Here is a 25633-nt window from a genome sequence, read left to right on the forward strand (position 1 = left end):
TCTAACCGGGTCGGACCGACCCGGACCGCTAGAGCATCGGGCCCACGGCCACCCCGTGACTTGGTGGAACCCTGAGGCTTCGCTGAGGAGGACCCGGAGACGGCGGTCCGCAGGGCGTCACACCGCCTGGGTGCCGACGATGTGTCAGGCCCCGGTGAGCAGGTGCCGGACGACATACCCGGCGGAGTCGACGCCGGAGCTTCCGCCCTCCACCAGGGCGGCGACGGCGATGTCGGAGTCGTACGCGGTCAGCCAACCGTTGGTGTGGTCGCCCTCCTCCGCGGTACCGGTCTTGGCACCGACACCCGCCAGACCGCTCAGCCGCGGTGCGGCGGTGCCGCTGGTGGCGACGGTGCGCATCATCGACTGCAGGTAGCCGGCCGTGCGGGCGGAGATGGGCCGGGGTGCAGTGTCCTGGTGCTGACCGGGCAGGATGACAGGCTGCCTGAAGCCGACGCCCCGGACGGTGGCCGCCACGGACGCCAGGAACAGCGGGGTGGCCGTGACCTTGCCCTGACCGATGAACTGGGCCGCCTGGTCACCGCCCTGGACGTCCGGCGGGATGCTCGGGTCGGTGGTGGCGACCCCGCCGCCGATGGACCAGCTGCCCATGCCGAAGACGTTCACGGCCTCGTCGTGCAGGGCGGAGGCGTCCCCGTCCTGCACGAGGTAGTGGAAGCCGTCCTTGATGAAGCCGGTGTTGCAGGACACCGTGAACGACTGTGCGATGGTGGCGGACGGGTTGGCCGTCACCCCCGAGTCGTTGTGAAACACCTGGCTGTTGGCCGTCAGCGAGTCCGTGCAGGGGGCAGGACTGTTCGGTGTCAGGTCCGCCTGGTCGAACAGGGCCGCGGACGTGACGATCTTCATGGCGGAGCCCGGTGACTTGATGCCGTTGATGGCGATGTCGCCGTCCGCGCCAGTGTGGGCGAGCGCGAGGATGTGGCCGGTTCGCCAGTCGAGCGCGACCGTCCCGGCGGGCTTGCCCTGAAGGTGGGCGTCGGTCACCGCGTTCTCGGCCACGGCCTGGAGGGACGCGTCGATGGTCGTCTTGATGACAGCGGCCTTGCCCTCGGTGAAGACCTTCAGCGCCTTGACTCCCTCGCCGCTCGCGTCCACCACGGCGACCCCCGTGCCGGGGCTGCCACCGGTGGGGGTGGCGTTCTTGCGGATCGTCGCCACGATGTCGTGCAGGGAGGAGAACCGGGCGAGGTCCGTCCTGCCATCGCTCGCCACGACCTTGGCGGGGGTCGCATCGGCGGGGAGCTTGCCCGCGGTCAGCGCCTGGTCGTCCCCCATACCGGGATAGAGCACCGAGTTGTTCCAGTGCACCGCCAACTGGCCGTTGGTGCTCTGCCGCACCGCCACCGCGCTCGCGTAGGTCCAGGTGCCGCCGGCCACCTGGGCCGTGACGTCGAAGGTGACCTTGGTGGCGCCCGGCGTGACGGCCGACGGCCCCGCCGACGTGACCTGCCTGAAGGCCAGCGACTTCAAGTGCAGCCCGTCCGCATATCCCCGCAGGGCCGAAGCGGCCGTGGCCGATGCGTCGGTGCGGCTTGCCGCCTCGCCGAGTTGCTGTTTGGTCCAGCTGTCGAGGAAGGCCCGGGCGAGCGCGACGGCCTTGGCATCCGACGGCGGTTCGCTTGAGACGGCCTTCGGGTCGAATCCGCGCGCGGCTTTGGTCTCGCCGTTCTGCGCCGTCCCGGAGGACATCGCCTGCACGACATTGTAGGCACCGATTCCCCCGAGGACGACCAGGGCCGTACATGTTCCGGCTATCCCGATCTTCGCAGCTCTCTTCATATCGGTGGATCGTAATGTTTATTTGCACTGTGCAAGCGTCTTTCGGGCAGATCGTTACCGGACCGTCAGGTCGTCCGGTACGCATGAGGCCAGGCGGGAAATACCCAGAGCAGGCACAGGAACGAAGGCGACCCGTCTACTGACATGTCGGACGGGTGTCCTGGGTCCGCCGACTACCCTTGGCCCATGCCCACGCAGCCCCGCTCCGACATCCACGTCTCCCGGTCCACCGGCGAGACGCCGGACGCCCGGCGGCTCACCGACGCCGTCACCCGGCTGCGCCGCGCACTGAGGGCGTCCATCCGAACCGACTACCCCTGGGAAACCCTCCCCATGGCCCAGGTCGAACTCCTACAGGTACTCGGCGAACACTCCCCCGCCCGCATCAGCGACCTGGCCACCCGCCAGCGCCTGGCAGCCAGCACCGTCAGCGGCCTGATCGGCCAGATGATCACGGCAGGGCTGGTCGCCCGCGACGTCGACCCGGCCGACCGCCGCGCCTCGGTCGTCACCCTCACCACCGCCGGACGCGAACAGCTCGCCGCCTGGACGACCGCCCACGAGCACCGGATGGACGCGGCACTGACCGCACTCGACCAGGACTCCCGCGCGGCCATCACGAACGCCCTGCCCGCTCTCTTCCGACTGGCCGAACAACTCGACGAGCCGGCGGACACCTGACCGGATCCTGGGTGCACCGGCTCCCGGCCGCACCGCCGTCCGCACCCGGTGGCGTAAGCAGGCAGCGCGGGCTGTAGCGAACGGCGGAGGATGTCCGCCGAGTCCTACGGACACCCTCCCCCGCAGGTGACGCCTCCTCAGGCGGCCACGGGCGGACGGACGCGTGCCGGGCCGCGGTGAACAGGGACGCACACGAAACGGCGGGCCGGGAAGCATCAAGACTTCCCGGCCCGCCGGCGCTCCTGCCGCGAGGTGTCAGCCACTCTCTCCCAGCCTGGCCGCCCACCTCCGCTCCACCTTGGCCAGCCTCCAGTACGCCAGCGCAGCGGCCCACACCACGACGAACAGACCGACGATCACGTAGCCAACGTTGTCCAGGTCGAGACCCGCGATCCAGTCGGTCACGGCGTCGCGCAAGTCGAGCTTCTCGTGCAGCACACCCACCAGCTCGATCGTGCCGATCAGGAAGGCCACGGCGATGGACAGACCGGTGATGGTGAGGTTGTAGAACACCTTGCGGACCAGGTTCGAGAAAGCCCACTGGTAGGCGAAGTTCATGAAGGTGCAGTCCAGCCTGTCGAACAGGCTCATGCCCGCAGCGAACAGAAGGGGAAGGCAGAGGACCGCGTACCACGGCAGACCCGCCGCCGCACCCGATCCGGCCATCACCATCAGCGTGACCTCGGTCGCCGTGTCGAAGCCCAGGCCGAACAGGAAGCCGATCGGGTACATCTGCCGCGGCCAGGTGATGGACTTGGCGAAGCGGCCCAGAATCCGGTTCATGAACCCACGCGAGTCCAGGTGCCGTTCGAGCTCCTTCTCGTCGAACTTCCCTGCCCGCATGGCCCGGAACACCTTCAGGATGCCCATGAGGGCCACCATGTTGAGCGCGGCACTGATGTAGAGGAACGAACTGGAGACGGTCGTACTGATGACGTCCAGCGTCTGGTGCGTGCTGGAGTCATCGTTCATCAGCGTGCCGGCGATGGCAGCGCCACCCGCCACCAACGCCGCCATCGCGACCACCACGCTGGAATGGCCGAGAGCGAACCAGAAGCCCACCGCCCCCGGACGCCTCGCCCTCCTCCTGGCCCTCCACCACACCGGCCCACTCGCCGTCTCCGACTCGCCGTCGCGACCGGCATGAAGGACCCCGCCGTCTTTCCCAGTCCCTGCGCCTGCTGCGAGCCGTCGGCGTCGTCGCGAGTGAGAAAGAGGGCCGCGTCGTGCGGTACCGGGTCGTCGACCCCGTCACCAGCGGACTGCTGGCACACTGCGCCGCCGGCACCGACTGAGCGGCGGTTGTCGATGCGGCGAGGCGCTGGCCTAGGCGGTCGTCACAGCACCGCAGTAGACCGCCCGGCACAACCGGGAACGTCCAAAGCCTCCTGGAACCAAATGACACCCCAAGCAAACTGCTCTCACAACGGTGAGTGCGTTCCCGCCTGCCGCACCGGAGTCCGGTGCCTGGGAGAAATCCGGAAGAGCGCCACCGGCGCCGCAGAAGCCGCGAACCTGCTCTCGCGGACGGAGCGAGGAATTTTCACGCAGCAATGGTGAGCGGCGCTTCCAGGCGTTCCCAGGCGCCGAGGACGGCCTTGTGGGCGTCCGGTTGCAGATGGGCGTATCGCAGAGTGGTCTGGAAGCTCTCGTGGCCGAGAAGGTGCTGGACCTCGTAGAGCGAGACTCCCTTCTGCACCAGCCACGAGGCGCACGTGTGGCGCATGGAGTGGGGCGGGTAGTGCGGGACGAGGTGTTGCTCGCCATCGTCGTCGAAGTGGTACGCGCCGTCGATGGCCGGCCACCAGGTCTGCCGCCGAAGGCAACCCGGCACTCCCACATCGAGGAGGCCGAAGCCGTATGACCCGCAGGACCAGAGACCGGGATACCGAACGCGCCGCAATCCAGGCCGCCGCCGTGCGGCTCCTGGCCGGCACCCCACTGAGGTCGAAGACCGGGAAGCTCACCGGAACTGAGCTGATCGTCGAGTGCGGGCTACGTCGGGACATCGTCTACGGCGACCACAAGGCCCTGGTGGAGGAGTTCCAGGCTCGCGTACGCAGCCAGTCCGCCACCCCAGAAGTCGTGCGCAAGATCGCCGAGCAGAACGCCGCGCTGAAGGAGCAGGTGGCGGCACTCAAGACGGAACTGGCTGCCGAACGCGAGCGGAACAAGGCCCTGAGCCGCATCGCCGCCGAGCTCTCTCTGGAGCTGCAACAGGTACGCGAGGAACTCGACTCCGCGCAACAGGTGGCCCAACTACCCCGAGCCCGTAGCCCGCAGCCGCGAACCCGAAGGCACCAGTAGCGGTCGCGGCCACGGCTGCAGCTCGTCGTGCTCAGTCAGGGACCACAGCCTGCGATCAGGTATGCCAAGCTCAGCCTGTGGACACCACGGCCAAGATCCTCAAGACAGCCTGCGGCCAGCTCGGTATCGACTCGACGGACGCCGAAGTGATCCGGCAGGCCGAGAATGCGATCTACCGACTCCCGGGGGCCATCGTCGTGCGCATCGCCCGAGTCGGCCAACACAAGGTCGCAGCACGGGAGATCCGCGTCGCACGTTGGCTCGCCGCGAACGGAATACCGGCGGTCGAGGCTCTCCCGCTCGACCAGCCCGTATTGGTCGAGAGCCGGCCGGTCACCTTCTGGAAGGAGCTGCCGCCCCACCGCCCCGGCACCCCCGTCGAGACCGCCACCATCCTGCATCAGCTCCACCATCTCCCTGTCCCCGACGACCAGGGCTTCGGCCGTCTGGCTCCCTTCGTGCGGCTCCGGGAACGACTGAACACAGCAACAGTTCTCAGGCCCGACGACCAGGAATGGCTGCTGGGTCACCTCGCGGGCCTCGAAAACCAGTGGGCGCAGGGGCTGCCGGAAGGGCTGAGTGAAACAGCCGTCCATGGCGACCTGTGGAGCGGGAATCTCGCAGTATCCGACGATGGCGTGATACGCCTGCTCGACCTCGAGCGGTTCTCCGTGGGCCGCCCCGAGTGGGACCTGGTCTCCACCGCCATCAAGTACACGTCCTTCGAGATGATCAGCCAGGCCGACTACCGCGCGTTCGCCGAGACCTACGGCGTCGACGTCACCGGGTGGCCCGGATACCCGCTTCTCCGCGACATCCGGGAACTGCGGATGATGTGCTACCTCGCCCAACTCGCCACGGAGCAACCACAATTCACATCCGAGGCCCAGCTGCGCGTCGACTGCCTCCGCGGCCGCAGCGGCCCACGGCCCTGGACCTGGACCGCATCCCCGTGACCATTCCGCACCAGTCATGGGCCGCGACGCAGGCCGGGAGGCAGCTGTCCCGCGCAGCAGTCGACCTCGGCGTCGCCCGGCGGAGGGAAGGCCGGCATCGCGGGCCGTGCGGCGCCCACCGGTGCCGGTGACAGGAGGCGACGAGCTTGTTCGGCGATGCTGTTGGACCTCATGGCCGCGGTCGGACAGCCGCTGCGGCAACTGGGCGGCATCGAGGTTGGGTGCAGATCTTTTGAGGGTGTCTGGCACGAGCGTGACCTGCGGGTTCGTAATCCAGCACCGCTACGCCGTGTCAGTTACGCCCGGCCGTTCGGCGCCGGCGCGGACGAAGGGGTTCCATGAGAGACCCACGGGCAGGTCGGCCGCGCTGGGCTCCGTGGCGACGAGGGACTCGATCCGTACAAAACCGCAGGTGTGCCAGACCCTCAAAAGATCTGCGCCGACCGGGAAGGCGAACGCGAGTGAACCGCTGACGACGTGTCGTAAGTAGTAGATGACATCAAAACCGGGGTGTCTACAGGATCCCGGGACACGGGTAGGCGGCCGGGGATACCGAGCGATGTGGGCCGTCGAAGTTGTCGCGGGCCCGAGCCGCCATCACGTCACGGCGTCGGCAAGCATGAAGGCGGCCACGACCAGCAGGACCATTGCGAAAATGTGCTGCAGGCGGGGCCCGGCGACCTTCGCGGCCATGCGCTTGCCGTCCCAGGCGCCCAGGACCGCGGTTGCGATGAACGGGCCGATCAGCGCCCAGTCGAGCGAGGCGGCGGCGCCGGAGCGAGTGGCCAGGGAAGCCAGCGAGTTGGCCGTGATGACCAGCAGGCTGGTGCCGACTGCGGCCTCCATCTCGAAGGCCAGGACGGTGACCAGGGCGGGGACGGCGAGAAAGCCGCCGCCCACACCGAGTAGTCCGGTCAGCGTGCCCAGGCCGGCACCGGCCCCGGCTGCCTTGCCCGGCCGTACGCCGCCGCTTCCGGGACGGGCGGTGTCAGCGGGCCGGAGCATTTTGATCGCGGAGAAGACGGCTGTAGTGGCGAAGGCGACGGTGAGGACGGTTTGAGGCATGTGGGTGGCGGCGGCTCCAGCGGCAGCCGCCGGAAGAATCCCGGCGGCTGCGAATGCCGCTCCGGCCTTCCACCGCACGTGCCCGGCCCGGGCGTGCGCGTACAGGGCGGTCAGAGATGTGACGGTGACGATGATCAGGCTGGCGGTGGTGGCCGCGGCGGGGGTGAAGCCGAGCAGGTAGATCAGCGCGGGCACGGCCAGGACGCTGCCGCCGCCGCCGAGGGCGCCGAGCGTCAGGCCGACGACGGCTCCTGCGATCAGGGCCAGGATCAGGACGGTCATGCTATTCGCCCGCTGTGTCCGCTGTCGCCGGACACCGGCAGCCCGGTTCCGGTGACGCGGGGGTGGGCCTGTTCGGGGCCGAGACGGCCAGGACCGTGGCGTGAGAGGAACATCGTGTGCCTTCTGTGCAGGTGGAGCAAGGGATTCAGTGCTGGGTGATGCTCAGGCCCGTGTCGGCGGCGGCCTCGAAGCCGTCATCGATGGCGATGACCTTTCGTCCGGTCGCGTCCAGGAGGGAAGCGGCAATCGCCGCGCGCATCCCGCCGGCGCAGTGCACCCACACCGTGCCGTCCGGCACCTCGCCGACTCGGCCGTGCAGCTCGTGGATCGGAATGTGCGCGGAGCCCTTGATGAAGCCGTTCGCGCGTTCGGAATCCCGGCGCACATCCAGTACCACCACGTCCTCGCCGCGCTCGTGTGCATCGGCGAGGTCGGCGAAGCTTGCGCGGGGGAAGGAGGCGAGCTGTTCCCCTTCACGGACCCAGGCGGCTGGATCTCCGGTGGCGGCGGCGGCCGGGCGGTCGATGCCGACCCGGGTCAGCTCCCGCTGCGCGTCGGCAATCTGCGCAAGGGTGTCGCCGAGCAGGGTGACCGGCTTGCCCCACGGGATCAGCCAGGCCAGATAGGTGGCCAGCTTGCCGGTGCCCTCGAAGTTGAACGATCCGGCCACATGGCCGTCGGCGAAGGCGACCCGGCTGCGCAGGTCCACCACCCACTCACCCGCCGCCAGCCGTTCGGCGATCTGTGCGGCGTCGGCGGGCTCGGGCGGGGTCAGGTCGACGGGCGCGGGGCCGGCGGCGTTGGCCGGGCCCATGTGCGTGTAGTAGGCGGGCACGTCTTCCAGCGCGGCCAGGACCCGCTTCACGAAGGTGTCCACGTCCAGGGTGAGAGCGTCGTTGCTGGTGCGTTCTTTGCCGATCGTGGTCGCATCGCCTTCGGCCTGGGAGGAGGAGCAGAAGCTGCCGAAGCCGTGTGTGGGCAGTACGGGTACCTCGTCGTCGAGCGTTGCCGCCAGCCGGTGGGCGGAGGTGTGCTGCGCGCGGGCCAGGTGCTCGGTCAGCCGCGGGTCCACCAGGTCCGGACGCCCCACGGTGCCGATCAGCAGCGAGCCGCCGGTGAAGGCCGCCACCGCGCGTCCGTCCTCCTCCAGTGCATATGAGGTGTGGTGCGGGGTGTGGCCCGGGGTGGCTATCGCACGCAGCACCAGGTGCCCGTCCACATCGAACGTGTCGCCATCCGTGACGGGAGTGCGGGCGAAGGAGACGTTGGCGTCGGCCGGGACCAGGTAGCGGGCACCGGTGAGGCGTGCCAGTTCCAGCCCGCCGGTGACGTAGTCGTTGTGCACGTGCGTCTCCGCCACGTAGGCGATGTGCACCCCTCGCCGGGCGGCGGCGGCGACCACCTGGTCGACGTCCCGCGGCGGATCGACCACGACCGCTGCTCTCGGACCACCGGCCAGGTAACTGCGGTTGCCCAGCCCCTCGAACTCCAGGGTGTCGACAAAAAACACGGTATGACTCCTTTCTGAGATGGCGTACCCGGGCAATTCCCGTCTCGGGAAATCGCCGTCATTTGCACAAACGATCACCGCCTGAAATGGCGGTAGGGAATTTCCCGAAGGGTGCGAGGCGGATGGCGTGCCCGGCCAGCCTCATGCCGGCGGGCGTATGTGACGGTTATCCGCCGGTTCTGCTTTCGTCAGTCCTCACGTGCCGCAGCTTTGGCACGGTCGCCGTTGTTCACCGAGTCCTCGCGGTCAGGAAGGGAGACCGGCAGCCCTGCCGCTTCCCATGCCTCAACGCCGCCTGTCACGCTATAGACGGAGGACCGGCCTGCGCGGATCGCCTGCGCGCTGCCCTGCATGCTGCGATTACCCGTGCGGCATACGAAGGCCAGTGGGCCGTCAGGCAAATCTGACAGCGAGGCTGGCAACGTGCTGAGCGCGGCGTGGACGGCGCCCGCCGGGTGACCCGCTGCCCATTCATCGTCTTCGCGGACATCGACCAGCGTGAGCTCCCCGTCCACGACGCGGCGACGCGCCTCGACCGGAGACAGGCCAGCGAGCGTGTGACCGTCGCCGGAGCCCGGGCTCTGCTTCGTGGCGGGCAGGACCGTCCGGATCGCCTCGTAGTTCGAGGCATGGGCGACGGCTATCTGCTGTCCCATCATCGGGCAGACGTTCATCGCCTCTTCCCAGTGAGCGGTGGACTCCCATTCCGCAACGTTGACGAGAGAGAATTTGCTCCCCGGAACGATCGTGCGGAACATGTACGTCCGAATGAAACCGGGCTGAGCTGCCATCACGTCCGCAGCGTCCTGCCAGGCGTCGAGATACGCGCTTTCCTTCTCCTCGTCGATCTCGATCGGAATGATCACAACGTGGCGATTTTCCATCTGCCGCCTCCTCTGTCCTGTAAGGCAATTACGACTTCTGGCGCACCGCTCGAGCCGGAGAGGTTCCAGGCGAATGAGGGAACACGGCCGAGTCCGAGAGATACCGGCTTTGGCTTGTGCGCCAGCACTTTCTGGATGCAGCCTGCGTGCACATGTCTATGAGAGGCAAATAGCCTTGCTGAACTCGCAAGTCAGTCGGTGCGGTCCGATACGCCGTCGGCGGATCGGGTGGCCACCACTGGCACAGCCGGGGCGCTGCGTCTGCCGCAAACGCAGGACGTGTCCGTGATCAGCACTGGCGGACGTGGAGCTGTTCGCCGCTGGTGGAGAACAGGGCCAGGACTTCGGCTGCCGCGTCGTGGTCGGCACTGGTCAGGGCGTGGGGTATGCGGGTGTCGAATTCGGCGGCTTCGCCGGCGCGCACGCGGGTGGTCGCGGTGCCGAGGGTGAGGTCGATGGCACCGGTCAGGACGTACAGCCATTCGTAACCGCCATGCGTGCGCAGCGAGGGCTTCGGGGCGATCCGCAGGGGTGGGAGAACCATCTTGAACGCCTCCACGGGAGCTCCGCCGCGGGTGAGAGGGACGAAGGTGGTGCCGTTGTTGCGGATCGGCTTGACGTGGACGCGGGGGTCACCGGTGGGCGGGGCGCCGATCAGGTCGTCCAGGGCGACCCGGTAGACGTGGGCCAGCGGCAGCAGGAGGTCCAGGTTGGGGCGGCGCCGTCCGCCCTCCAGGCGGGAGAGGGTGCTGGTGGAGATGCCGGTGCGTTCGGCGACGTCCGAGAGCGTCATGCGGCGGGCTTGGCGGGCGTCGCGCAGACGGGGCCCGACCGAGCCGAGCACGGCATCTGTGTCGTGAACGAGCTGGTCGTCCGTCGGCGTGGTGGACATGGCTCTCTTCTTCGTCGGGTGGGGAGGTAGGGGCTCCGCTCGCTGCGGGTGTACGGGGGCGAGGCGGTTCAGGTGGTGCGGGTCAGGCGCCACACATGGTCGGTGCAGGTGCCCGAGCGCCCCTCGGGTGAGGGGGCGGGCCGCTGGACGCCGGCGAGGGTGTCCACCTTCCAGGTGGGAGGCAGGGCAAGGGTGGCCAGCAGGCCCTCCAGGGTGGGGAAGACGACATCGGCGGGCTGCTGCGCGGCGGTGCTCCAGGTCGGCCATCCGGCGTGCATGACGATGATCAATGTGCCGCCCGGTGCGACGGCCCGGGCCGCCAGCCGCAGGATGGCCGTCTGGTCCAAAGCGACCGGTGACTGCAGGTACTGCGCGGCGACGAGGTCGAAGCTGCCGCCGGGAAACGTCTGCCCGAGGTCGTGGTGCTGAAAGGTGACCTGCCCGGACAGGCCCACCTCGATCGCCTGGGCGGCGGCCCGTCGCAAGGCTGTGGCGGAGATGTCGACAGCGGTCACCTGCCAGCCACAGGACGCCAGCCACAAGGCGTCCGCACCCTCGCCGCAGCCCAGCTCCAGTGCACTTCCCGGTGCCAGATTGGCCGCCTCGCGGACCAGCAGCTCGTTCGGCTGACCGCTCCAGACGCGTCCGCATTTGCGGTAGCGGTCCTCCCAGAACCGGGCCGGCTCGATGCTGTCGGGTGTGGTCATCAAGATCTCCTTACAGGCGCGGAAGGCGGCCCCCCGTGGCCAAAATCCTCACCCGCCGCTCAGTAGGCAAGCTGTGTTGCTGGTCCAGCAAACGGCGGAAGCGGGGACGGGGTGCAGGTTGTCGTCAGGCGGGCGCGTGGCTGAGCTGTCCGAAGAAGCTGCGCAGGTCCGCGACGAGGAAGCGGGGCTGTTCGACGGGGGCGAAGTGGCCGCCGAGCACGAGCAGGCCACGGAAGGTGACTGCGTAGGCGGTAACCGCCCCAGGTGCGGCCCGCGTCACCCATTCCGAGGTCGTTTTGCATACCCGGGGCGCGACGGCTATCAACATCGCCATCAGCGAGCCAGTCGTAATGGCCGCCAGAGCCATCCAGCCAGGTCTTGCTCCCCGTTTCCCGGGAGAGTGCAGCAGGCGAATTCATAGGCCCGGCTCCTTCTTCAAACGAACTTGCTGAATACGCAAAACGCGAGCCGATGATCCGGTTCTTTGCAGAAATAGCAAGTCAGTTTGCTGTGAAAGGTGTTGCGGGGTGACGATGCCGATATGGATACCAATGAGCTGAAGATCACCGAAGGCCGTACCTGGGACGTCGTCGTGGTCGGCGGGGGCTTCGCCGGCCTGTCCGCCGCGCTGCTGCTGACTCGCGTACGGCGCTCCGTCCTCGTCATCGACGCAGACGAACCCCGCAACGCCCCCGCCGCGCGAGTCGGCGCCCACAACATCCTGGGCCGCGACGGCATCTCCCCCCTGGAACTCCTTCGCATAGGCCGGGAGGAAGTCGCCTCCTACGGCGGAGAAGTCGTCAACGGCCGGGTCGAGCGAGTCGAGCATGGCGGCGGCAGCACCTTCACCATCACCACCCAGGACGGACAGCGCGCCCGTGCCCGGCGCGTCCTGGTGACCACCGGCCTGATCGACGAACTGCCCGACATCCCCGGCCTGGCCGAGCGGTGGGGGCACGACGTGATCCACTGCGTGTACTGCCACGGCTGGGAGGCCCGCGACACCAAGGTCGGTGTCCTGGGCAACTTCCACCAGGCCCTGCTCTTCCGTCAGATGACCGACCAGGTCACCCTCTTCGCCCACCACGCACAGGCAGCGCTCACCGACGAACAGCGGGAACAGCTCGCCGCCCTCGGCATCGAAGTGATCCACGGCGGCGTCACCGCTCTGGAGACCGACACCGAACAGGACAAGCTGACCGGCGCCCGCCTGGCCTCCGGCGCCGTCATCCCCCTCGACACCCTCGTCGTCGCCCCCACCTTCACCGCCCGCGGCGGCTTCCTCGCAGACCTCGGCCTCACCCTCAACCCCCACCCCGCCGTCCCCGGCGTCCAGGTCGCCGTCGACCCCTCCGGATTCACCGGCGTCCAGGGCGTATGGGCCGCCGGGAACGTCAGCGACGTCCTCGCTGCCGTGCCCCAGTCCGCCGGCGCCGGAAACACCACAGGTGGCGCCATCAACATGGACCTCATCCTCGAAGACGCCCGACGCGCCACCGAGGCCCGCGAAGCAGCATCGGCAACACCGTTCGACGGCCCGATGGAAGCAGAAGTGTCACGACGCGTTCTGGGCACCCGCGCCCACGGTCTGGAAGGCCCCGCATAGCAAGCGGCGAGGCGCTTCCGCAACACGTCGTCATCGCCATCGCCAGGCCCTGCCCGTGAGCACCACCTCCTGATCCAGCATCCCGAAGCCCAAGAACGCGTGCAGCAGGAAGCCGACGCCGCCCACAACGTTGCTCCAGCGCCGCACGGGATCGCCCAACCCGACTACACCAGGCGGGCCATCACCGAAGCCCTGCGGATGTATCCCGTCCCGTATATCCTCATGCGCCGGCCTAACACCGACGTCAGCCTCGCAGGCCACACCATTCCCAAAGGCGCGATCGTGTTGTACTCCGCCTACGCCCTACAACGCGATTGACAGCGATCCCCAGTTCTACCCCGATCCTGCCCGCTTCGACCCCGACCGCTGGCTCCCTGACCGGCCGCAGCCGCAGCGAGGCGCCTACCTGCCCTTCGGCGCCGGCGTGCGCGGATGCATCGGCGAACCTCTTGCCTGGGCCCAGGCCACGATCACCCTGCGCACCCTCGCCCGTCACTGGCATCTTCACCCAGCCCCGGACCGCATCGTGCGGCCAGCCGTTTCCGGAGTCCTCCTCACCCCCAACTAGTGCCGCATCAGAAAACGTTCGCCCGGTCGTGTTGCGGGGGCTGAGTCGCTCCGGAGCCAACGGATGGCATCGGCGTGTCTGGGGCCTCGGATAGGCTCAAGCATGCGATCTCGAACAGGCGGCATGTGGTGGGGGACAACGATCGAAGCGCCGGACCCCAGCGTAAGACCGGGTCGAAGTCCGCGCATTCGATGTCCTCACCGACGCGTTCCCACAGGGCTCCTTCGGCCTCATTCACGCCCGTAACCTCCTCGCCCACCTCCCAGAACGCGAACAGGCGCTCTCCCGGATGGTCGAATGGCTCGCTCCCGGCTGCTGCCTCTACCTCGAAGATCTCTCCATCTTCCCGATCGACTCGTCACCCCATCCGGCCTACCGCAGGGTCGCCCACGCAGCGGCCGAGACCCTGTCCCGAACAGTCGGCACGGACGTCACCGGATGGGCCGTTCCTTCCCTGGCCCCTTGGTGCGCCACGGCTTGACCGAAACCGGGCTGCGTATCGACTGCCCCACCATGACCGCCAACAGCCCCGCCGCGGCCCGGGTTGCGTCGCTCGATTGACCAGCTTCGCCCGCTCATGCTCCGCACCGGAGCGATCACCGAGGACGGCATCGCCCGGGGCCTGGAATGCATCAGTGACCCGGCATTCATCGTCGCCGCCCATGCCATGATCGCCGCTTGAGGACGATCAAAGCCGGAGGCGGATCGAGGCGCCGGAGGATAGGCCGCTCACGCGACCGCTCCGTCCGGGGCGGCTGAGCGTTTTACATCTGCCCTTGCCCCTACACCGCGCGTGGGCACCAAGCCCGGATTCCGACGTTTCCCCTGAAGGACACCACAATTAGGAGCACGACAGCATCGCTCCCGACAACTCACTTGCCTAGTGAACCCTCCATGCATCCCCGTGGACTACACACTCGGGCAGGCCCTTCGGCCTCGAAGCCCATTGCTGCTTGAGATCTTCAAGCCGGCCGTTCAGCCACTGCCGGTCATCGTCAGAAATTGTGCTCGCTGCGTCGATGCGCTCAACCAGCCGGACGAACGGGTCCAGCTCACCCAGTGGCAGGTCTGGTTTCGGCAGGGCGTGCAGTTGCTTGAGGAGCACGACGACGTCGGTGACGGTCCCGATTTCGTGTGGCGGCAGCTCTTGCCAGAACGTCACCGGGTGCCCGCTGGCTGCTACCGGCTGCCGCAGGTCAAGGGTGCGTACGGCGGGCACGCCCTGGGCGGCCAGCCAGCGGGCGACCTGAACCTCGCGCGCTGCGGCGGCGAACTGGCCGGGCCGAGCGATACGCACCACCGTCCCCCCGGGCAGGCGCCATATGGCGTTCTCAGCGATCCGTATCGGTTGGGCGTTGGTCGCGTCGAGGCCGGCGGCGAAGCACGCCTCCTCAAGTACGGCTTGGGTGGGCGTGGGCGAAGTGGTCACGCCTGCACCGTAGCCGCGATGCGTTCGCGCAGGTCGCTGGCCTCGGGGAGCTTCCGGTGACGGCCTGCGAACCGGGCGAGTTCGCCCAGGTCATCGGCGGCCCGGCAGGAGGTCAGCCTGCCGACGTCGTCCAGCGCTCGGTGGCCGAGCACGACCGCGTGCCGCGGATCGTCACCCTTGGCCATGACCAGGGAAGCGAGTTTTGTCTCGGAGATGGCGCGCGAGCGGGCGAAGGCGTTGCCGTGGCCTTTCACCGCGATTTCGAAGCGGCGGGCCGCCTGCCCGGCGTCCTGGTCCGCGTGGACCGCGAGATCGAACAGCGCGTGGGCGGTGTCGCCATGGTGCTGGGCGTAGTCGTAGTAGGCCATCCACGGCGGATCCTGCGCCGGGTCGGACTGTTCGAACGCGGCGTCGGCTTCTCCGACCGCGCGCAGGGTGTTGGCTACGTCGCGCATCTTGCCGAAGGCGCGGGCGCGTGCGGTGTGCAGCATGGCACGCTCGGTCGCGGTGAGTCGATCGGATCGCACCAGACCCTTCTCTGCGTGGGTTAGGCCAGTATCCGGATCTCCGAGCCAGATTTCCTGCCGGGCCATGAACGAGTATGTCTTGGCGCGCAGGTGCCACTCCCCGGCTTCTTCCGCGCACTCAGCGGCTAGCCGGAAGCTGACTCGGGCATCGTCGTGGGCGTACGCGTCGAATTGCGAGGCGCCGACGACGATCCCTAACCGGGCTACAGAGGCTAGGAGTTCAGGACGCAGGGGCTCGGGGCAGGGCACCGGCAGCAGGGAGGCGCCCCACATGATGGCACCGCGGGCGAGTTCTCGCACCGCGCCGCCGCCTCCGTACTCGTTGTCCTGGCGATGGATGACATCGGCCAGCGACTTCAGCTGCCCGATCTCGCGCGGGCGGATCTGAGTCGGGATCTCCCGGGGGGCGGCTGGGGTCACGAGGTGGACGAGGTCTATGGGGGCGATGGCGGCAAGGCCGCTCGTGGCGAGGAAGGCGCGACGGTCCACAGAGGCAGGGCTCCCGCTTGGAGATGTTGTACTACCTCTTCCCAGGATGCGGCCTTCATGGATCTGAACCGACGCCTCCGCCCTGCCAGGGGGTGCATTTTCCGTTTCGGGGCGGGGTTTTTCCGTTTGCCCGAACACCATCCCCCACGCCCGGGTGAGGACTCCGCCCGTGTGCAGGGCCTCGTCCAGTCGCTCAGCCAAGTCCTTCGAGCAGGTAGCAGTCCCCTTCTCGATCTTCTCAATGAGTGAACCGCTGACCTGCACTTTCGCACCCAACTCGGCGTGCGTGAGAGGGCCGCGCTTCTTGCGCCAGGTCCGCAGTTCATGACCGAACCAGTCACGCGGAGACGCATTCGGAGTCAACTGCTTCTCAGGTCTGGGCATGGGCTGTTCCTCGCTCGCGAAACGGAAGATCGAGGTTTCCGAATCAAGATCTGCACGCAGTTCTGTCGGCCTGGCTCAATGGTTGCTCACGGCCGCCACCCCAGTACACACCGCATCCGGCGCCGGTTGGAGAGATTTCGTCGAACGAGGGACTCCCCGTGAAGGCAGACCTGATGGAGGCTCAACAGCCCGTTACCGAAGGCACAATCGCTGCGGTCCGGACGCGTTCCGGAGCATGCGAAATCGACGTCGCTCTGACAGCCGCTGCCGTCTCGGGCGTGCGTGACCTCGTCAGTGCGTGCCTACGTCTGTGGGGCCTGACCGAACTCGACTGGCGGGTCACTCTCACTGCGTCCGAACTCCTGTCGAACGCCTTCCAGCACGCCCGCAAGGAGGATGAGTCCTCGGTTCCAGTGAAGGTCATCCTCACCCGCACCCCCGACGGGGTCTTCCTGTGCGTCAGTGACCCGCACCCCTGGCTCCCAGTTCCCATCTCGGCTGGCGACAACGACGAGGGCGGTCGCGGCCTGATGCTGATCAAGAAACTCAGCGACAGATACGGCTGCTCGTCCACTGCGCACGGCAAGGACGTTTGGGCCACGATCCTGCACTCCGCGTAGTCGCAGCAGTTTCCCTGCCTCTCACGAGAACCGAAAGGACCACCACCATGTGCCGGCACTCGCCGCCGTTCCCCAGGGCCGACGCGAAGGCCGACGGCGGTTCATCGCCAGCGACGCTGAGTTCGGAAAACTCGAATGCAGCTTCGGGTTGGGGCTCGGCCCTCGCGCAGAACCTCTTTTGGGAGGGAGACGTTAGCGAGGACGCTCGTACTTCCTGGTCTACCTTTCGTATCCCCGCGGGCAGGGCGTGATGTATGCCCATAGGGACTCCAGCGTCGAGGAGTTACGGCAAGCCTGTCTCCGGGCGCTCCGCTGCGTCGCGCCAGTAGTCGACGAGCATCTCGCCCGGCCAGGCCGGCTGGCGGACGGAGCCTCGAGGCCCCATCTCCTCGAAGTAGGGGGCCAGGTCAACCACTGGCGTCCCGTCGACTGCGTCGAGATCGGTCACCAGAAGGTCGCGGCCGTCCACGCCCAGCAGCCTCGGGTAGCTGACAGCCAACTGGTTTGGGCGCCGATGGTTTCGATGGACGAATGTTCCGGTCGCCGGCCACTGCGCGTTGCCCCTGGGACTCCGGGCGTGGAGCTGGACGTCTTCGGGCTGCGCGAGGTGGAAGCGCCACGTCACCGTCAGGTGGGAGAACTCGTCGATACCTTGCAGCGTTTCCAGGGGGTGCGCCTCGTCAAGTCGGATCACCGACTGGACCCCGCCCTGGTAGTCGTCCTGAACGCGGGTGTGGCCGCCGACGACCGTTGCGATCGATCCGACCTCGTACGTCGTCACCGGTATTGGCTCCTCTCCTTGCGAGATGCTGGTCCGCGGTCTGCCGTGGGGCATCGAACTTTCGTATCGCGATCAGCCTATGGCCCGCAGCATGCTGCGGGCCCGGCGGTCCAGTTCGGAGACGTTGCGGCCTCCGCGTTGCCGGACGGGCGAGAGGTCGCTCTGGATGCGGACGATGACGTCACGCGCCCGGCCGGACTGGACGCCCGTCATCGCGTCGAGTGCTTCGTTCCAGGTGGCGCATGCCTCGTCGAGGCTTCCCCGCTGGACCTGCACGGCGCCGAGGTAGCCGAGCGTCACGCTGTGGGTACGGGCGAACTGCTGGCGTCGGCGCGTGGCCACGCTGCGCTTGAAGTGGATCTCCGCGTCCCGAGGCTGGCCCATGTCGCGCAGAGCGCAGGCCGTCTCGTGGGCGAGGGAGGCTTCCTGGAAGAAGCTGACGCGGGCCGGTGCCTCGGTGGCGTCGGCGCGGGCGAGGTCCCTCTCCGCGCGGCTAATGGCCGCGAGGGTGCCGGCCCGGTCGCCGTCGGACGCGAGAGCACGTGCATGGACGATCGCCAGCAGCGCCTTTTCACGATGGCTGGCCTGGCCGTAGCGGTCGCGGGACATCGAGGCGTCGGCCAGGGCGAGCGCCCTGCGTGGATGTCCGAGGTCCACGGCCTGGTGGGCGAGGGCGCGCAGGACGTGGCCGCCGAGCGGTCCGTCTCCGGCTTCCGCCGCGATCCGAGCAGCGATGGTGAGGTAGCGCTGGGCGGTGCGGTGTTCGCTGGCGTCGAAGGCCATCCAACCGGCGAGGTAGGTCATCTCTGCCACGGCCGAGTACGTGTCGCGGCGGAGCTGATCCGTGCGGAATCTACCGCCGAGCAGCGGCACCGCTTCGTCGAGCAGGTGACTGGCAAGGGCCTTGCGGCCGGAGGCGCCGCCTCGCTGCTGATCACGCGCGGAGTAGTAGACCGTGAGGTCGCGGACGTCGTCGATGTCCACCTGGGTCACCGGGCGCAGCGATGCCGGTCGACGGTTCGCCGCTGCGGCAGGGGCGGCTGCCCACCACAAGGTTGTGGGCAGGGCGAGGCCAGCCGCGGAGTAGGCGGCGGTGGCCAGCAGCTTGCGTCGGTGCATGTCGAGATCGTCGCTTCCCAGCTCGGCCAGTGCGGTCAGAGGGTCGACGCTCCAGTCGGAACCGCTGTCGGTCGTGCCTGTCGGCCCTTCTTCCAGCCCGAGATCGGCCAGGGTGAGGCGGCGGCCGAGTCTGCGGGACAGCGTCTCGCGCAGGATATGCGGCGCTCTGCCACTCGGCTTCGTGCCCTGGACCCACATGGCGATGTGCGAGCGGGAGATCGCATCGAGTTCACGCACTCCGCTCTCCGCGGCCACGCGGGCAACTGCGGCGGCAGCTTGTGGCTGGGACCAGCCTGCTTCGCGCAGAAGTGCGGCGAAGGCGACGTTTCGTTTACGGGCCATGGACTGCCCCTCGGTTCCAAAATGATCTTTGACGCCTTTGACGGCCCTGCGGGCGGTGTGGGCATACCGCTCGGCAGCGATTCACGGTTCGCTCAACGTAGCTGCCAGATCACTCACTTCGCACGCCAGTCGCCGGTGACACCCGGCGACTTCGGCTCACTTTGGCTTGATCCGAACAGGAGTTGTGTCATGCGCCTTTCGCTGGACCCTCGCCGAGGCGACAGCCAGCTCGTAGGCGGACATGGGCGGCGAGAGTCCGTCACCGTGGTGCCGGCGCCGGAGCGCGATCACGTGGTGGCCGCGTCGGAGACTGTGACGCTCGTACTGGGCGAGGATTCGCCGCTGCCCGTGAGCGCTGCCGATGTGGAGGACCTCGTTCGTCTTCTGCGCGGTCATGTTGCCCAGTTGGGAGCACGGACCGCTCCGGGCGGCCCTGTCCTGCTGCGCGCGCAGCGGCTCTGCTCCGAAAGCATTCCCGAGGGCTACATGCCCAGCCGGGTGTACCTGGTCCAGCTCGCCGAAGCGACCCAGGAACTGGTCGCGTATGTGGAGCGCGTCGGCCCCGGGGCGATGCTCCCGAGGTGCAGGCGGCGTTGGCGGAAGCCGAGGATCAACGTGTTGCGCGGGGCGGTCTTCGCCGTTGCCCTGGTCTGCTTGGTCTGGGCCGCTTCGGTGCCGCGGGCATGACGGCGACCGGAGCCGTCGTCATCGGGCTGATCCTCGTACCGATGGCCTGGCTTGTTCTGCGCGGCGAGCGCGCAACCGGCCCTGCTGCGCCCGGCGAGGAGTCCCCGCCGTCTTCTCAGATCGCCCCTTCCCCGCCCCGGTGACACCGGTGCCTCTCGTTCCTACCGTTCCCGGCCGCTGCGGCGGCCCCGAAGCCGTCCCCGGATCCGCGGGGCCTACGGAGATCCACACGATGAAGCGCCTTCCGCGTATCGAGCAGTACGGCCTGATCGGCGACATGCAGACCAGTGCCCACGTCTGCGACGACGGTTCGATCGACTGGCTGTGCCTGCCCCGGTTCGACTCGCCGGCCGTCTTCGCCAGCCTGCTCGGCACGCAGAAACACGGCACCTGGCGGATCGCTCCGGCCGCTCCCGCTGGCCGTTCCAGCTCCGAAGCAGTCGCCGAGCGCCGGTACCGCGGTGACTCGCTCGTCCTCGAATCGGTATGGCGCACCCAGGCCGGTTCGGTCCGCGTCCTGGATTTCATGCCACCGCGCGACGGGGCACCGCAGGTGATCCGGATCGTCGAGGGCCTGACCGGCGAGGTCTCCATGGTCTCGGCCATACGTCCGCGGCCGGGGTACGGCGGCGTCAGCCCGTGGATTCACGAGGTCGGTGGGCGCATGGTCGCGGAGGCCGGCGCGGACGCTCTGTGGCTCGACACCTGCGTCCAGCAGGTGGAGAAGGACGGCGTCATCGTCAGTGCCTTCTCCGTCGCCGCCCGGCAGAGCGTGGCGTTCGTCCTCAGTTGGTGCCCGTCCCACGCGACGGCGCCCGCCGTTCCCGACCCGGAGGCCGCGCTCAGCGAGACGCTCACCTTCTGGCAGGACTGGACACGGGAGTGCACCTACGAGGGGCCCTATCGCGAACCCGTGGTCCGTTCATCGATCGCGCTGAAGGCGATGACGTACGGGCCGAGCGGAGGGATCGTCGCGGCGCCGACCACGTCGCTGCCCGAGGAGATCGGCGGAAACCGGAACTGGGACTATCGCTTCACCTGGTTACGGGACGCCTCCACGACGCTGGCCGCGCTGCTGGGAACCGGATACCGGCAGGAGGCGCAGGCATGGCGGCGATGGCTCCTGCGAGCCGTGGCCGGCGACCCGGAGAACCTGCAGATCATGTACGGGATCACCGGGGAGCGCGATCTGCGGGAGCGGGTGTTGCCCTGGCTGCCTGGGTACGAGGGCTCAACCCCGGTACGGGTCGGCAACGGGGCGGCGGACCAGCTGCAGCTCGACGTGTACGGCGAGGTGATCGAGACCCTGTACCTCGCGCACGAGAGCGGTGTGGCCCGCTGCGCCGACACCGCCGTGCTGCACCAGCGACTCGTCGAGCACCTGGCACAGCGCTGGCAGGATCCCGACGAGGTGATCTGGGAGATTCGCGGGGCACGCCGGCACTTCGTGCACTCGAAGGTGATGGCCTGGGTGGCGATCGACCGCACCATCCGCTTGGTGGAGGCCGGCGCCCTCCACATGGACCTGGACTACTTGGCCGAACTGCGGGCGAAGATCCACCACGAGGTCTGCACCAAGGGCTTTGACCCGGTGCGCAACACCTTCACCCAGTCCTACGGCTCGCAGGAGCTGGATGCCGCCACGCTGCTGATCCCCCGCGTCGGCTTCCTGCCGCCGGACGATCCGCGCGTCGTCGGCACCGTGGACGCGGTACGTCGTGAACTCTCCACCCCGGACGGGCTCGTACGCCGGTACCCGACGATCGGCGACCACGCCGGGGTAGACGGCCTGACCGGAGACGAGGGCACATTCGTCCTCTGCTCCTTCTGGCTCGTCGACGCCCTGGCCCTGACCGGCCGACTGGACGAGGCCCACGCCCTATTCGAACGCCTCCTCGCGCTGCGCAACGACCTCGGGCTCCTGGCCGAGGAGTACGACCCCGTCCAGCAGCGCCAGCTCGGCAACTTCCCGCAGGCGTTCAGCCACATGGGCCTGATCCAGAGCGCCCGGCTCCTTCAGCTCCTGGCGACGCAGTCCTCCCACCACCGCCGCGCGGTCGCGGTTCCGACGCCTCGCTCGACCTCACGCAGCACACGCCAGACCTGCGCAGACCTGACGCCGCAGCACGCTTAGCCATCCCCACCATGACGAGGATTCCCATGCCTGACAGCGCCCTCCCGGCACGGCCGGCCGCTACCGGCCACCGCAGACGGCGGCCTCCGATCGACGCGTTCACGCTGCACCGTGTCCGCCGCGCCATGGCACTGCCCCTGGTGCTCCTTGCCGCGCTGCTCGGTGCCGCCTTCCCCCTCGGGTCGGTGTCCGCGGTAGGCCCCGGCTGGTTCCTGGTCGGTCTGGTCTGCGGACTGGCTGGGGTCGCCACGGTGGCGGCTCGCGGAGCGCGAACGGCCGCAGGGGCCGTGCAGACAGCTGCGGAGGAGGCCCAGGTAGCGGCACTGACCGCGGTCGCGGGGGCAGCGGCAGCCGTCGAGAAGTCGGTGCAGTGGTCGGCGGACGAGCTGTGCCGCGGGGGACGCCCGCCGCTGCCGGACCTGCAGGCGCCACCATCGGCCAGTCTGAACGCCGAGATCAACAAGGCGTTGAGTGCAGTCCAGGCGCAGGCCATCGCGTCGCTGATACGTGTGCACGACGAGTCCCAGTCCGTCGTCCTCCTGGAAGTGCTGCGCCGTCTGGCCATGCGCGAGCACGCCCTGGTCGGCAAGGCGCTTCAGGCACTGAGCCAGCTGGAGATGCTGACCGACGACCCGGAGCTGCTGGCCAAGATCTTCGAGATCGATCACCTCGTGACGCGGATGCGTCGCCAGGTCGAGAGCACGGCGGTGCTGGGTGGGCAGTCCCTGCGCAGCGTGCGCCGGCCTGTTCCCGTCGCGACGGCGCTGCGCGGCGCGGTCTCCGAGGTCGTGCAGTATCCGCGTGTGGCCGTCGCGGCCGGGTCTGTGGGCGCCGAGCTGGGTCTTCCCGGACATGTGGGTCCGGACCTGACGCACCTGCTGGCCGAGCTGATCGAGAACGCCTGTGAGTGCTCCGATCCGGCGACGAAGGTGATGGTGCGTGCGCAGCGGGTGGCGAACGGGCTGGCGGTCGAGGTCGAGGACCGGGCCATCCCCATGCATCCGCAGACGCGGGCACAGATGAACCACCTGCTCAAAGCCCCCGACGAGGTCGATGTCAGCGGCCAAGTCCGAGCCGGCCAGCTCGGCTTGCTGGTCGCCGCGAAGATCGCCCAGTCACACGGGCTGTCCGTTCTCCTGCAGGAGAACGTGACAGGAGGCACCACCGCCCTGGTCGTTATTCCGGCACGGCTCCTCGTAGCGATTCCCTCCGTCGACGATGCGAGCGCGCTGTCAAAGGAAGCCCGCCCCTCCGCGCCGCAGCCGCGGCAAGAGGCCGCGACTCCAGCCATCCCGACGGCAAGCCAGGTCACACGCCCCGGCACCGCAGGGGCACCGGGAGCCGCAGAGGCAGGTAACTCTGCTGATGCGCCCGCTCTTCCCACGCGTAGACGTCAGGTCGGCTCGTTCCATCCACCACGCGAGCGGGAGCAAGCCCCCGTGTCCGCGGCGACGCCAGGGCTCGCAGCCGCCTTCCGCAACGGTATCCAGGCCGGCGGGGCCGCCGGTCCTCCCACCGCTTCGACAAAGCAGCCCAGGCCCTGAACCTCGCCCCTCCTTCCACGTTCCCGGCGGCCCGCTACATCCGCTGGCCCTTCCCCCTTCTGGAGCGATCCCTATGAGCACCCACCCCGCGATGAACAACGCGACCGGCGACGCGCCCGCATCCGAGACAACGGCAAGCGGACAGCGGGACAACATGGCCTGGCTGCTGCGGCAGTTCGCCGCCGATGTCCCAGGCGTCACGCACGCCGTGCTGCTGTCGCGGGACGGGCTGCGGCTGCTGGACAGCGACGTCGACAAGGACTGGGCGGACGAATTGTCGGCCGCGCTCAGTGGAGTGGCCTCACTCGCGGCGAACATCACCGGCCCCAGCCACAAGAAGCGGCCGGCCAGGCAGGTCGTCATCGAGCGAGACGACTGCCTGTTCTTCGTCCAGAGCGCCGGTCGCAGCGCGGCCTTCGAAAACCACCCCGGCAACGAACGCGGTGTGGTGGACACGGTCCTCGCCGTCATGGCCACCACGGACGCCGACGTCGGCCTGGTGGGTTTCGAGATGGGGCGCCTCGTCCAGAAGTTCGCCCCCTACATGCAGATCCCCGTCCGCGTCGGCACGGGTGCTGATGTCCGGTGAGCACACACGGCCCCGCGGCCGAGGAGTCAACGTTCGTGCGGACCTACACCTTGACGCGCGGGCGCACCAAGCCGCGGCACCTGCTCGGTCTGGAGACCGTGCTGGACGCCGGACCGGGGCGGCCCGGCCCGGCGCAAGCCGAGGAATCCAAGGAGATCCTCGCCCTGTGCCGGGAGCGCCGGCGTTCGGTGACCGAACTGGCGGGCCGACTCCGCCGGCCCGTCACCGTCGTCAAGATCCTCGTCTCGGACCTCCTGGACGCCGATGTCTTGGTCGTCCCCGTCACCGCCCCCTATGCCGCATCCGACACGGACTCGGATGCCAGTCCCTCCACCCAGCTACTGGCGGCCCTCTCGGCGGGCCTGAAGAGGAAGTGGCCCGATGCCATCGCCTACCCCCAGGCCGGGTGACCCGGCCGTGGGCCTGCGGACTCCGTCGCGCCCGCCTGCTGGTGCACCGACCGTGCTGAAGGTCGTGATCGCCGGGGGCTTCGGCGCGGGCAAGACCACCGCCGTGGGCGCGGTCAGCGAGATCACGCCGCTGAGCACGGAGGAGTACCTGACCGAGGCGAGCGCGGACGTGGACAGCCTGGAGGGCGTCGAGGCCAAGCAGACCACTACGGTTGCCTTCGACTTCGGTCGCCTCAGCCTGCCCGACGCGCCCGTGCCCCTGGAACTGTTCCTGTTCGGCACGCCCGGCCAGGACCGGTTCGTCGACCTCTGGTACGACCTCTCCCGCGGAGCCGTCGGGGCGGTCGTCCTGGTCGACACCCGCCGCCTGGAAAGCAGCTTCACCCCGGTCAGCTTCTTCGAAGACATCGGGCTGCCCTTCGTCGTCGCCGTGAACCAGTTCGACGGAGCACACCGCTACCACCCCGAGCAGGTCCGCGCCGCCCTCGAACTACCCGCCTCTGTACCGGTGGTCACCTGCGACGCCCGCGACCCGAACCACGTCGCCGGCGTCCTGCTGACCCTCGTCGGCCACGCCGTGAAGAACGCAGCGGCAAGTCCCGTTCGCCCCACATCCACTACCACCCTCCAGGACGCCTGATGTCATATCAGCCCAACGACCCCTACCTCGTACCGCAGACCGCCCCAGCCACGCTTTCACTGCCGCGACGCCGCATGCGGGACACCGCCCAGGGGACGTCCGTCCCGGCCGGCGCCGTCACCGGCCCGCAGGACCAGCAGGCGACCGAACTGGCGCTGCGGTATGAGCTGCTCCAGCGCCTGGGCGTGCCCACTGCTGCCAGTCAGGACTTCGACGAGATAGCCCGCGACATGGCCACGCAGGCCGGGTTCCTGTACGGGTTCGTCAATCTGTTCCTGGAGGAGCAGACCTTCGTCGGACTGCACCAGCCGCCCGCGGACAGCGGGTACGTCATCGTCGGCCGCACCATGAGCCGCGACCACGGCTGGTGCCCGGAGGTCATGGCCCGCAAGAAGGCCCTCCCGCTGCACGACGTGCACGCCAGCCCGCGCTTCAGCGGCAACCACGTGGTCGACGCGGTCGGGATCCACTCCTACTTCGGCGCCCCGCTCATCCACGAGAGCGGCACCGTGCTGGGCACGGTGTGCGTCATCGACCCCGAGAAGCGCCCCCTGAGCGAGGCGCGGCGCCTCAGAGACATCGTCATCAACGCCGGCACCCAGGTGATGGACCACATCGCCCGCGCCCCCGTCCGCTAGGCCGTTCCACACCCCCCACCCGGGAGCCGTAGGCGATCC

The 25633-nt window shown here is 68.7% G+C and carries 26 protein-coding genes and 2 pseudogenes; 15 read left to right on the forward strand and 13 right to left on the reverse strand.

Annotated elements, in window-relative coordinates; genetic code table 11:
• Positions 1-144: 144 nt before the first annotated feature.
• A complete protein-coding gene (locus tag AB0D59_RS31610; RefSeq protein ID WP_362572657.1) occupies positions 145-1803 on the reverse strand; it encodes a penicillin-binding transpeptidase domain-containing protein in 1659 nt (552 codons plus the stop codon).
• 186 nt (positions 1804-1989) lie between these two features.
• On the opposite strand from AB0D59_RS31610, the gene AB0D59_RS31615 reads away from it, so the two are divergent.
• Positions 1990-2484, forward strand: a complete 495-nt coding sequence (locus AB0D59_RS31615; protein WP_362572660.1) for a MarR family winged helix-turn-helix transcriptional regulator — start codon at positions 1990-1992, stop codon at positions 2482-2484.
• Between the two features lie 255 nt (positions 2485-2739).
• Here AB0D59_RS31615 and AB0D59_RS31620 read toward each other — a convergent pair.
• A pseudogene (locus AB0D59_RS31620) lies at positions 2740-3561 on the reverse strand (HoxN/HupN/NixA family nickel/cobalt transporter); the annotation flags it as partial.
• On the opposite strand from AB0D59_RS31620, the pseudogene AB0D59_RS31625 reads away from it, so the two are divergent.
• Positions 3551-3779 (forward strand): annotated as a pseudogene (locus tag AB0D59_RS31625) (ArsR family transcriptional regulator); the annotation flags it as partial. The pseudogenes AB0D59_RS31620 and AB0D59_RS31625 overlap by 11 nt on opposite strands.
• A gap of 248 nt (positions 3780-4027) precedes the next feature.
• Here AB0D59_RS31625 and AB0D59_RS31630 read toward each other — a convergent pair.
• Positions 4028-4318, reverse strand: coding sequence for a site-specific integrase (locus tag AB0D59_RS31630; protein ID WP_362572662.1), 291 nt, complete (start codon positions 4316-4318; stop codon positions 4028-4030).
• 26 nt (positions 4319-4344) lie between these two features.
• Here AB0D59_RS31630 and AB0D59_RS31635 point away from each other — a divergent pair, with 26 nt between their 5' ends.
• A complete protein-coding gene (locus tag AB0D59_RS31635) occupies positions 4345-4791 on the forward strand; it encodes a hypothetical protein (protein WP_362572665.1) in 447 nt (148 codons plus the stop codon).
• A 77-nt stretch (positions 4792-4868) separates the two neighbouring features.
• Entirely contained in the window at positions 4869-5747 is an 879-nt protein-coding gene (locus AB0D59_RS31640) for an aminoglycoside phosphotransferase family protein (RefSeq protein ID WP_362572668.1), read from the forward strand.
• Positions 5748-6344: 597 nt separating this feature from the next.
• Here AB0D59_RS31640 and AB0D59_RS31645 read toward each other — a convergent pair.
• The 6 genes from AB0D59_RS31645 to AB0D59_RS31670 all read right to left on the reverse strand — a co-directional run bounded on the left by AB0D59_RS31645 (position 6345) and on the right by AB0D59_RS31670 (position 11454).
• The gene (locus tag AB0D59_RS31645) at positions 6345-7094 is read right to left on the reverse strand and encodes a sulfite exporter TauE/SafE family protein (RefSeq protein WP_362572671.1); all 750 of its coding nucleotides are present in this window, start codon (positions 7092-7094) and stop codon (positions 6345-6347) included.
• 145 nt (positions 7095-7239) lie between these two features.
• Entirely contained in the window at positions 7240-8604 is a 1365-nt protein-coding gene (locus AB0D59_RS31650) for an MBL fold metallo-hydrolase (protein ID WP_362572674.1), read from the reverse strand.
• Between the two features lie 188 nt (positions 8605-8792).
• Entirely contained in the window at positions 8793-9488 is a 696-nt protein-coding gene (locus AB0D59_RS31655) for a rhodanese-like domain-containing protein (RefSeq protein WP_362572676.1), read from the reverse strand.
• 289 nt (positions 9489-9777) lie between these two features.
• Entirely contained in the window at positions 9778-10380 is a 603-nt protein-coding gene (locus AB0D59_RS31660; protein ID WP_362572679.1) for an XRE family transcriptional regulator, read from the reverse strand.
• A gap of 68 nt (positions 10381-10448) precedes the next feature.
• On the reverse strand, positions 10449-11087 hold the full coding sequence (locus AB0D59_RS31665) for a class I SAM-dependent methyltransferase (protein ID WP_362572682.1): 639 nt from the start codon (positions 11085-11087) through the stop codon (positions 10449-10451).
• A 124-nt stretch (positions 11088-11211) separates the two neighbouring features.
• Positions 11212-11454: a hypothetical protein gene (locus AB0D59_RS31670; protein ID WP_362572685.1), complete on the reverse strand. Its 243-nt coding sequence runs from the start codon at positions 11452-11454 to the stop codon at positions 11212-11214.
• 174 nt (positions 11455-11628) lie between these two features.
• Here AB0D59_RS31670 and AB0D59_RS31675 point away from each other — a divergent pair, with 174 nt between their 5' ends.
• The 3 genes from AB0D59_RS31675 (at position 11629) to AB0D59_RS31685 (ending at position 13261) form a co-directional block, all read left to right on the forward strand.
• Positions 11629-12693, forward strand: a complete 1065-nt coding sequence (locus AB0D59_RS31675; RefSeq protein WP_362572687.1) for an NAD(P)/FAD-dependent oxidoreductase — start codon at positions 11629-11631, stop codon at positions 12691-12693.
• A 72-nt stretch (positions 12694-12765) separates the two neighbouring features.
• Positions 12766-13011: a cytochrome P450 gene (locus AB0D59_RS31680; protein WP_362573016.1), complete on the forward strand. Its 246-nt coding sequence runs from the start codon at positions 12766-12768 to the stop codon at positions 13009-13011.
• Positions 13007-13261 (forward strand): cytochrome P450, encoded by a 255-nt coding sequence (locus tag AB0D59_RS31685; protein WP_362573019.1) that lies wholly within the window; start codon positions 13007-13009, stop codon positions 13259-13261. The genes AB0D59_RS31680 and AB0D59_RS31685 overlap by 5 nt, the downstream gene beginning before the upstream one ends.
• 880 nt (positions 13262-14141) lie before the next feature.
• Here AB0D59_RS31685 and AB0D59_RS31690 read toward each other — a convergent pair.
• Positions 14142-14690: an aminoglycoside phosphotransferase family protein gene (locus tag AB0D59_RS31690; RefSeq protein WP_362572689.1), complete on the reverse strand. Its 549-nt coding sequence runs from the start codon at positions 14688-14690 to the stop codon at positions 14142-14144.
• The gene (locus tag AB0D59_RS31695) at positions 14687-16090 is read right to left on the reverse strand and encodes a helix-turn-helix transcriptional regulator (protein ID WP_362572692.1); all 1404 of its coding nucleotides are present in this window, start codon (positions 16088-16090) and stop codon (positions 14687-14689) included. The genes AB0D59_RS31690 and AB0D59_RS31695 overlap by 4 nt, the downstream gene beginning before the upstream one ends.
• A gap of 158 nt (positions 16091-16248) precedes the next feature.
• Here AB0D59_RS31695 and AB0D59_RS31700 point away from each other — a divergent pair, with 158 nt between their 5' ends.
• A complete protein-coding gene (locus tag AB0D59_RS31700) occupies positions 16249-16710 on the forward strand; it encodes an ATP-binding protein (RefSeq protein ID WP_362572695.1) in 462 nt (153 codons plus the stop codon).
• 283 nt (positions 16711-16993) lie between these two features.
• On the opposite strand, the gene AB0D59_RS31705 is transcribed toward AB0D59_RS31700, so the two are convergent.
• A complete protein-coding gene (locus AB0D59_RS31705) occupies positions 16994-17491 on the reverse strand; it encodes an SAM-dependent methyltransferase (protein WP_362572697.1) in 498 nt (165 codons plus the stop codon).
• A 72-nt stretch (positions 17492-17563) separates the two neighbouring features.
• Positions 17564-18952, reverse strand: a complete 1389-nt coding sequence (locus AB0D59_RS31710; RefSeq protein ID WP_362572699.1) for a Tat pathway signal protein — start codon at positions 18950-18952, stop codon at positions 17564-17566.
• Positions 18953-19141: 189 nt separating this feature from the next.
• Here AB0D59_RS31710 and AB0D59_RS31715 point away from each other — a divergent pair, with 189 nt between their 5' ends.
• From AB0D59_RS31715 to AB0D59_RS31745, 7 genes are all read left to right on the forward strand, one after another.
• Positions 19142-19639, forward strand: a complete 498-nt coding sequence (locus tag AB0D59_RS31715; protein WP_362572701.1) for a DUF6415 family natural product biosynthesis protein — start codon at positions 19142-19144, stop codon at positions 19637-19639.
• A gap of 232 nt (positions 19640-19871) precedes the next feature.
• Positions 19872-21773, forward strand: coding sequence for a glycoside hydrolase family 15 protein (locus tag AB0D59_RS31720; protein WP_362572703.1), 1902 nt, complete (start codon positions 19872-19874; stop codon positions 21771-21773).
• A gap of 26 nt (positions 21774-21799) precedes the next feature.
• The gene (locus tag AB0D59_RS31725; RefSeq protein ID WP_362572706.1) at positions 21800-23317 is read left to right on the forward strand and encodes an ATP-binding protein; all 1518 of its coding nucleotides are present in this window, start codon (positions 21800-21802) and stop codon (positions 23315-23317) included.
• Positions 23318-23390: 73 nt separating this feature from the next.
• A complete protein-coding gene (locus AB0D59_RS31730) occupies positions 23391-23906 on the forward strand; it encodes a roadblock/LC7 domain-containing protein (RefSeq protein ID WP_362572709.1) in 516 nt (171 codons plus the stop codon).
• A complete protein-coding gene (locus AB0D59_RS31735) occupies positions 23903-24316 on the forward strand; it encodes a DUF742 domain-containing protein (RefSeq protein WP_362572712.1) in 414 nt (137 codons plus the stop codon). The genes AB0D59_RS31730 and AB0D59_RS31735 overlap by 4 nt, the downstream gene beginning before the upstream one ends.
• A gap of 52 nt (positions 24317-24368) precedes the next feature.
• On the forward strand, positions 24369-24956 hold the full coding sequence (locus AB0D59_RS31740; protein WP_362572715.1) for an ATP/GTP-binding protein: 588 nt from the start codon (positions 24369-24371) through the stop codon (positions 24954-24956).
• Positions 24956-25594 carry a GAF domain-containing protein gene (locus AB0D59_RS31745; protein ID WP_362572718.1) on the forward strand — a complete coding sequence of 213 codons (639 nt, stop codon included), beginning with the start codon at positions 24956-24958 and terminating at the stop codon, positions 25592-25594. Before AB0D59_RS31740 ends, AB0D59_RS31745 begins: the two co-directional genes overlap by 1 nt.
• Positions 25595-25633 lie beyond the last annotated feature (39 nt).

It is taken from the genome of Streptomyces sp. NPDC048417 (assembly GCF_040651615.1).
Classification (GTDB): domain Bacteria; phylum Actinomycetota; class Actinomycetes; order Streptomycetales; family Streptomycetaceae; genus Streptomyces.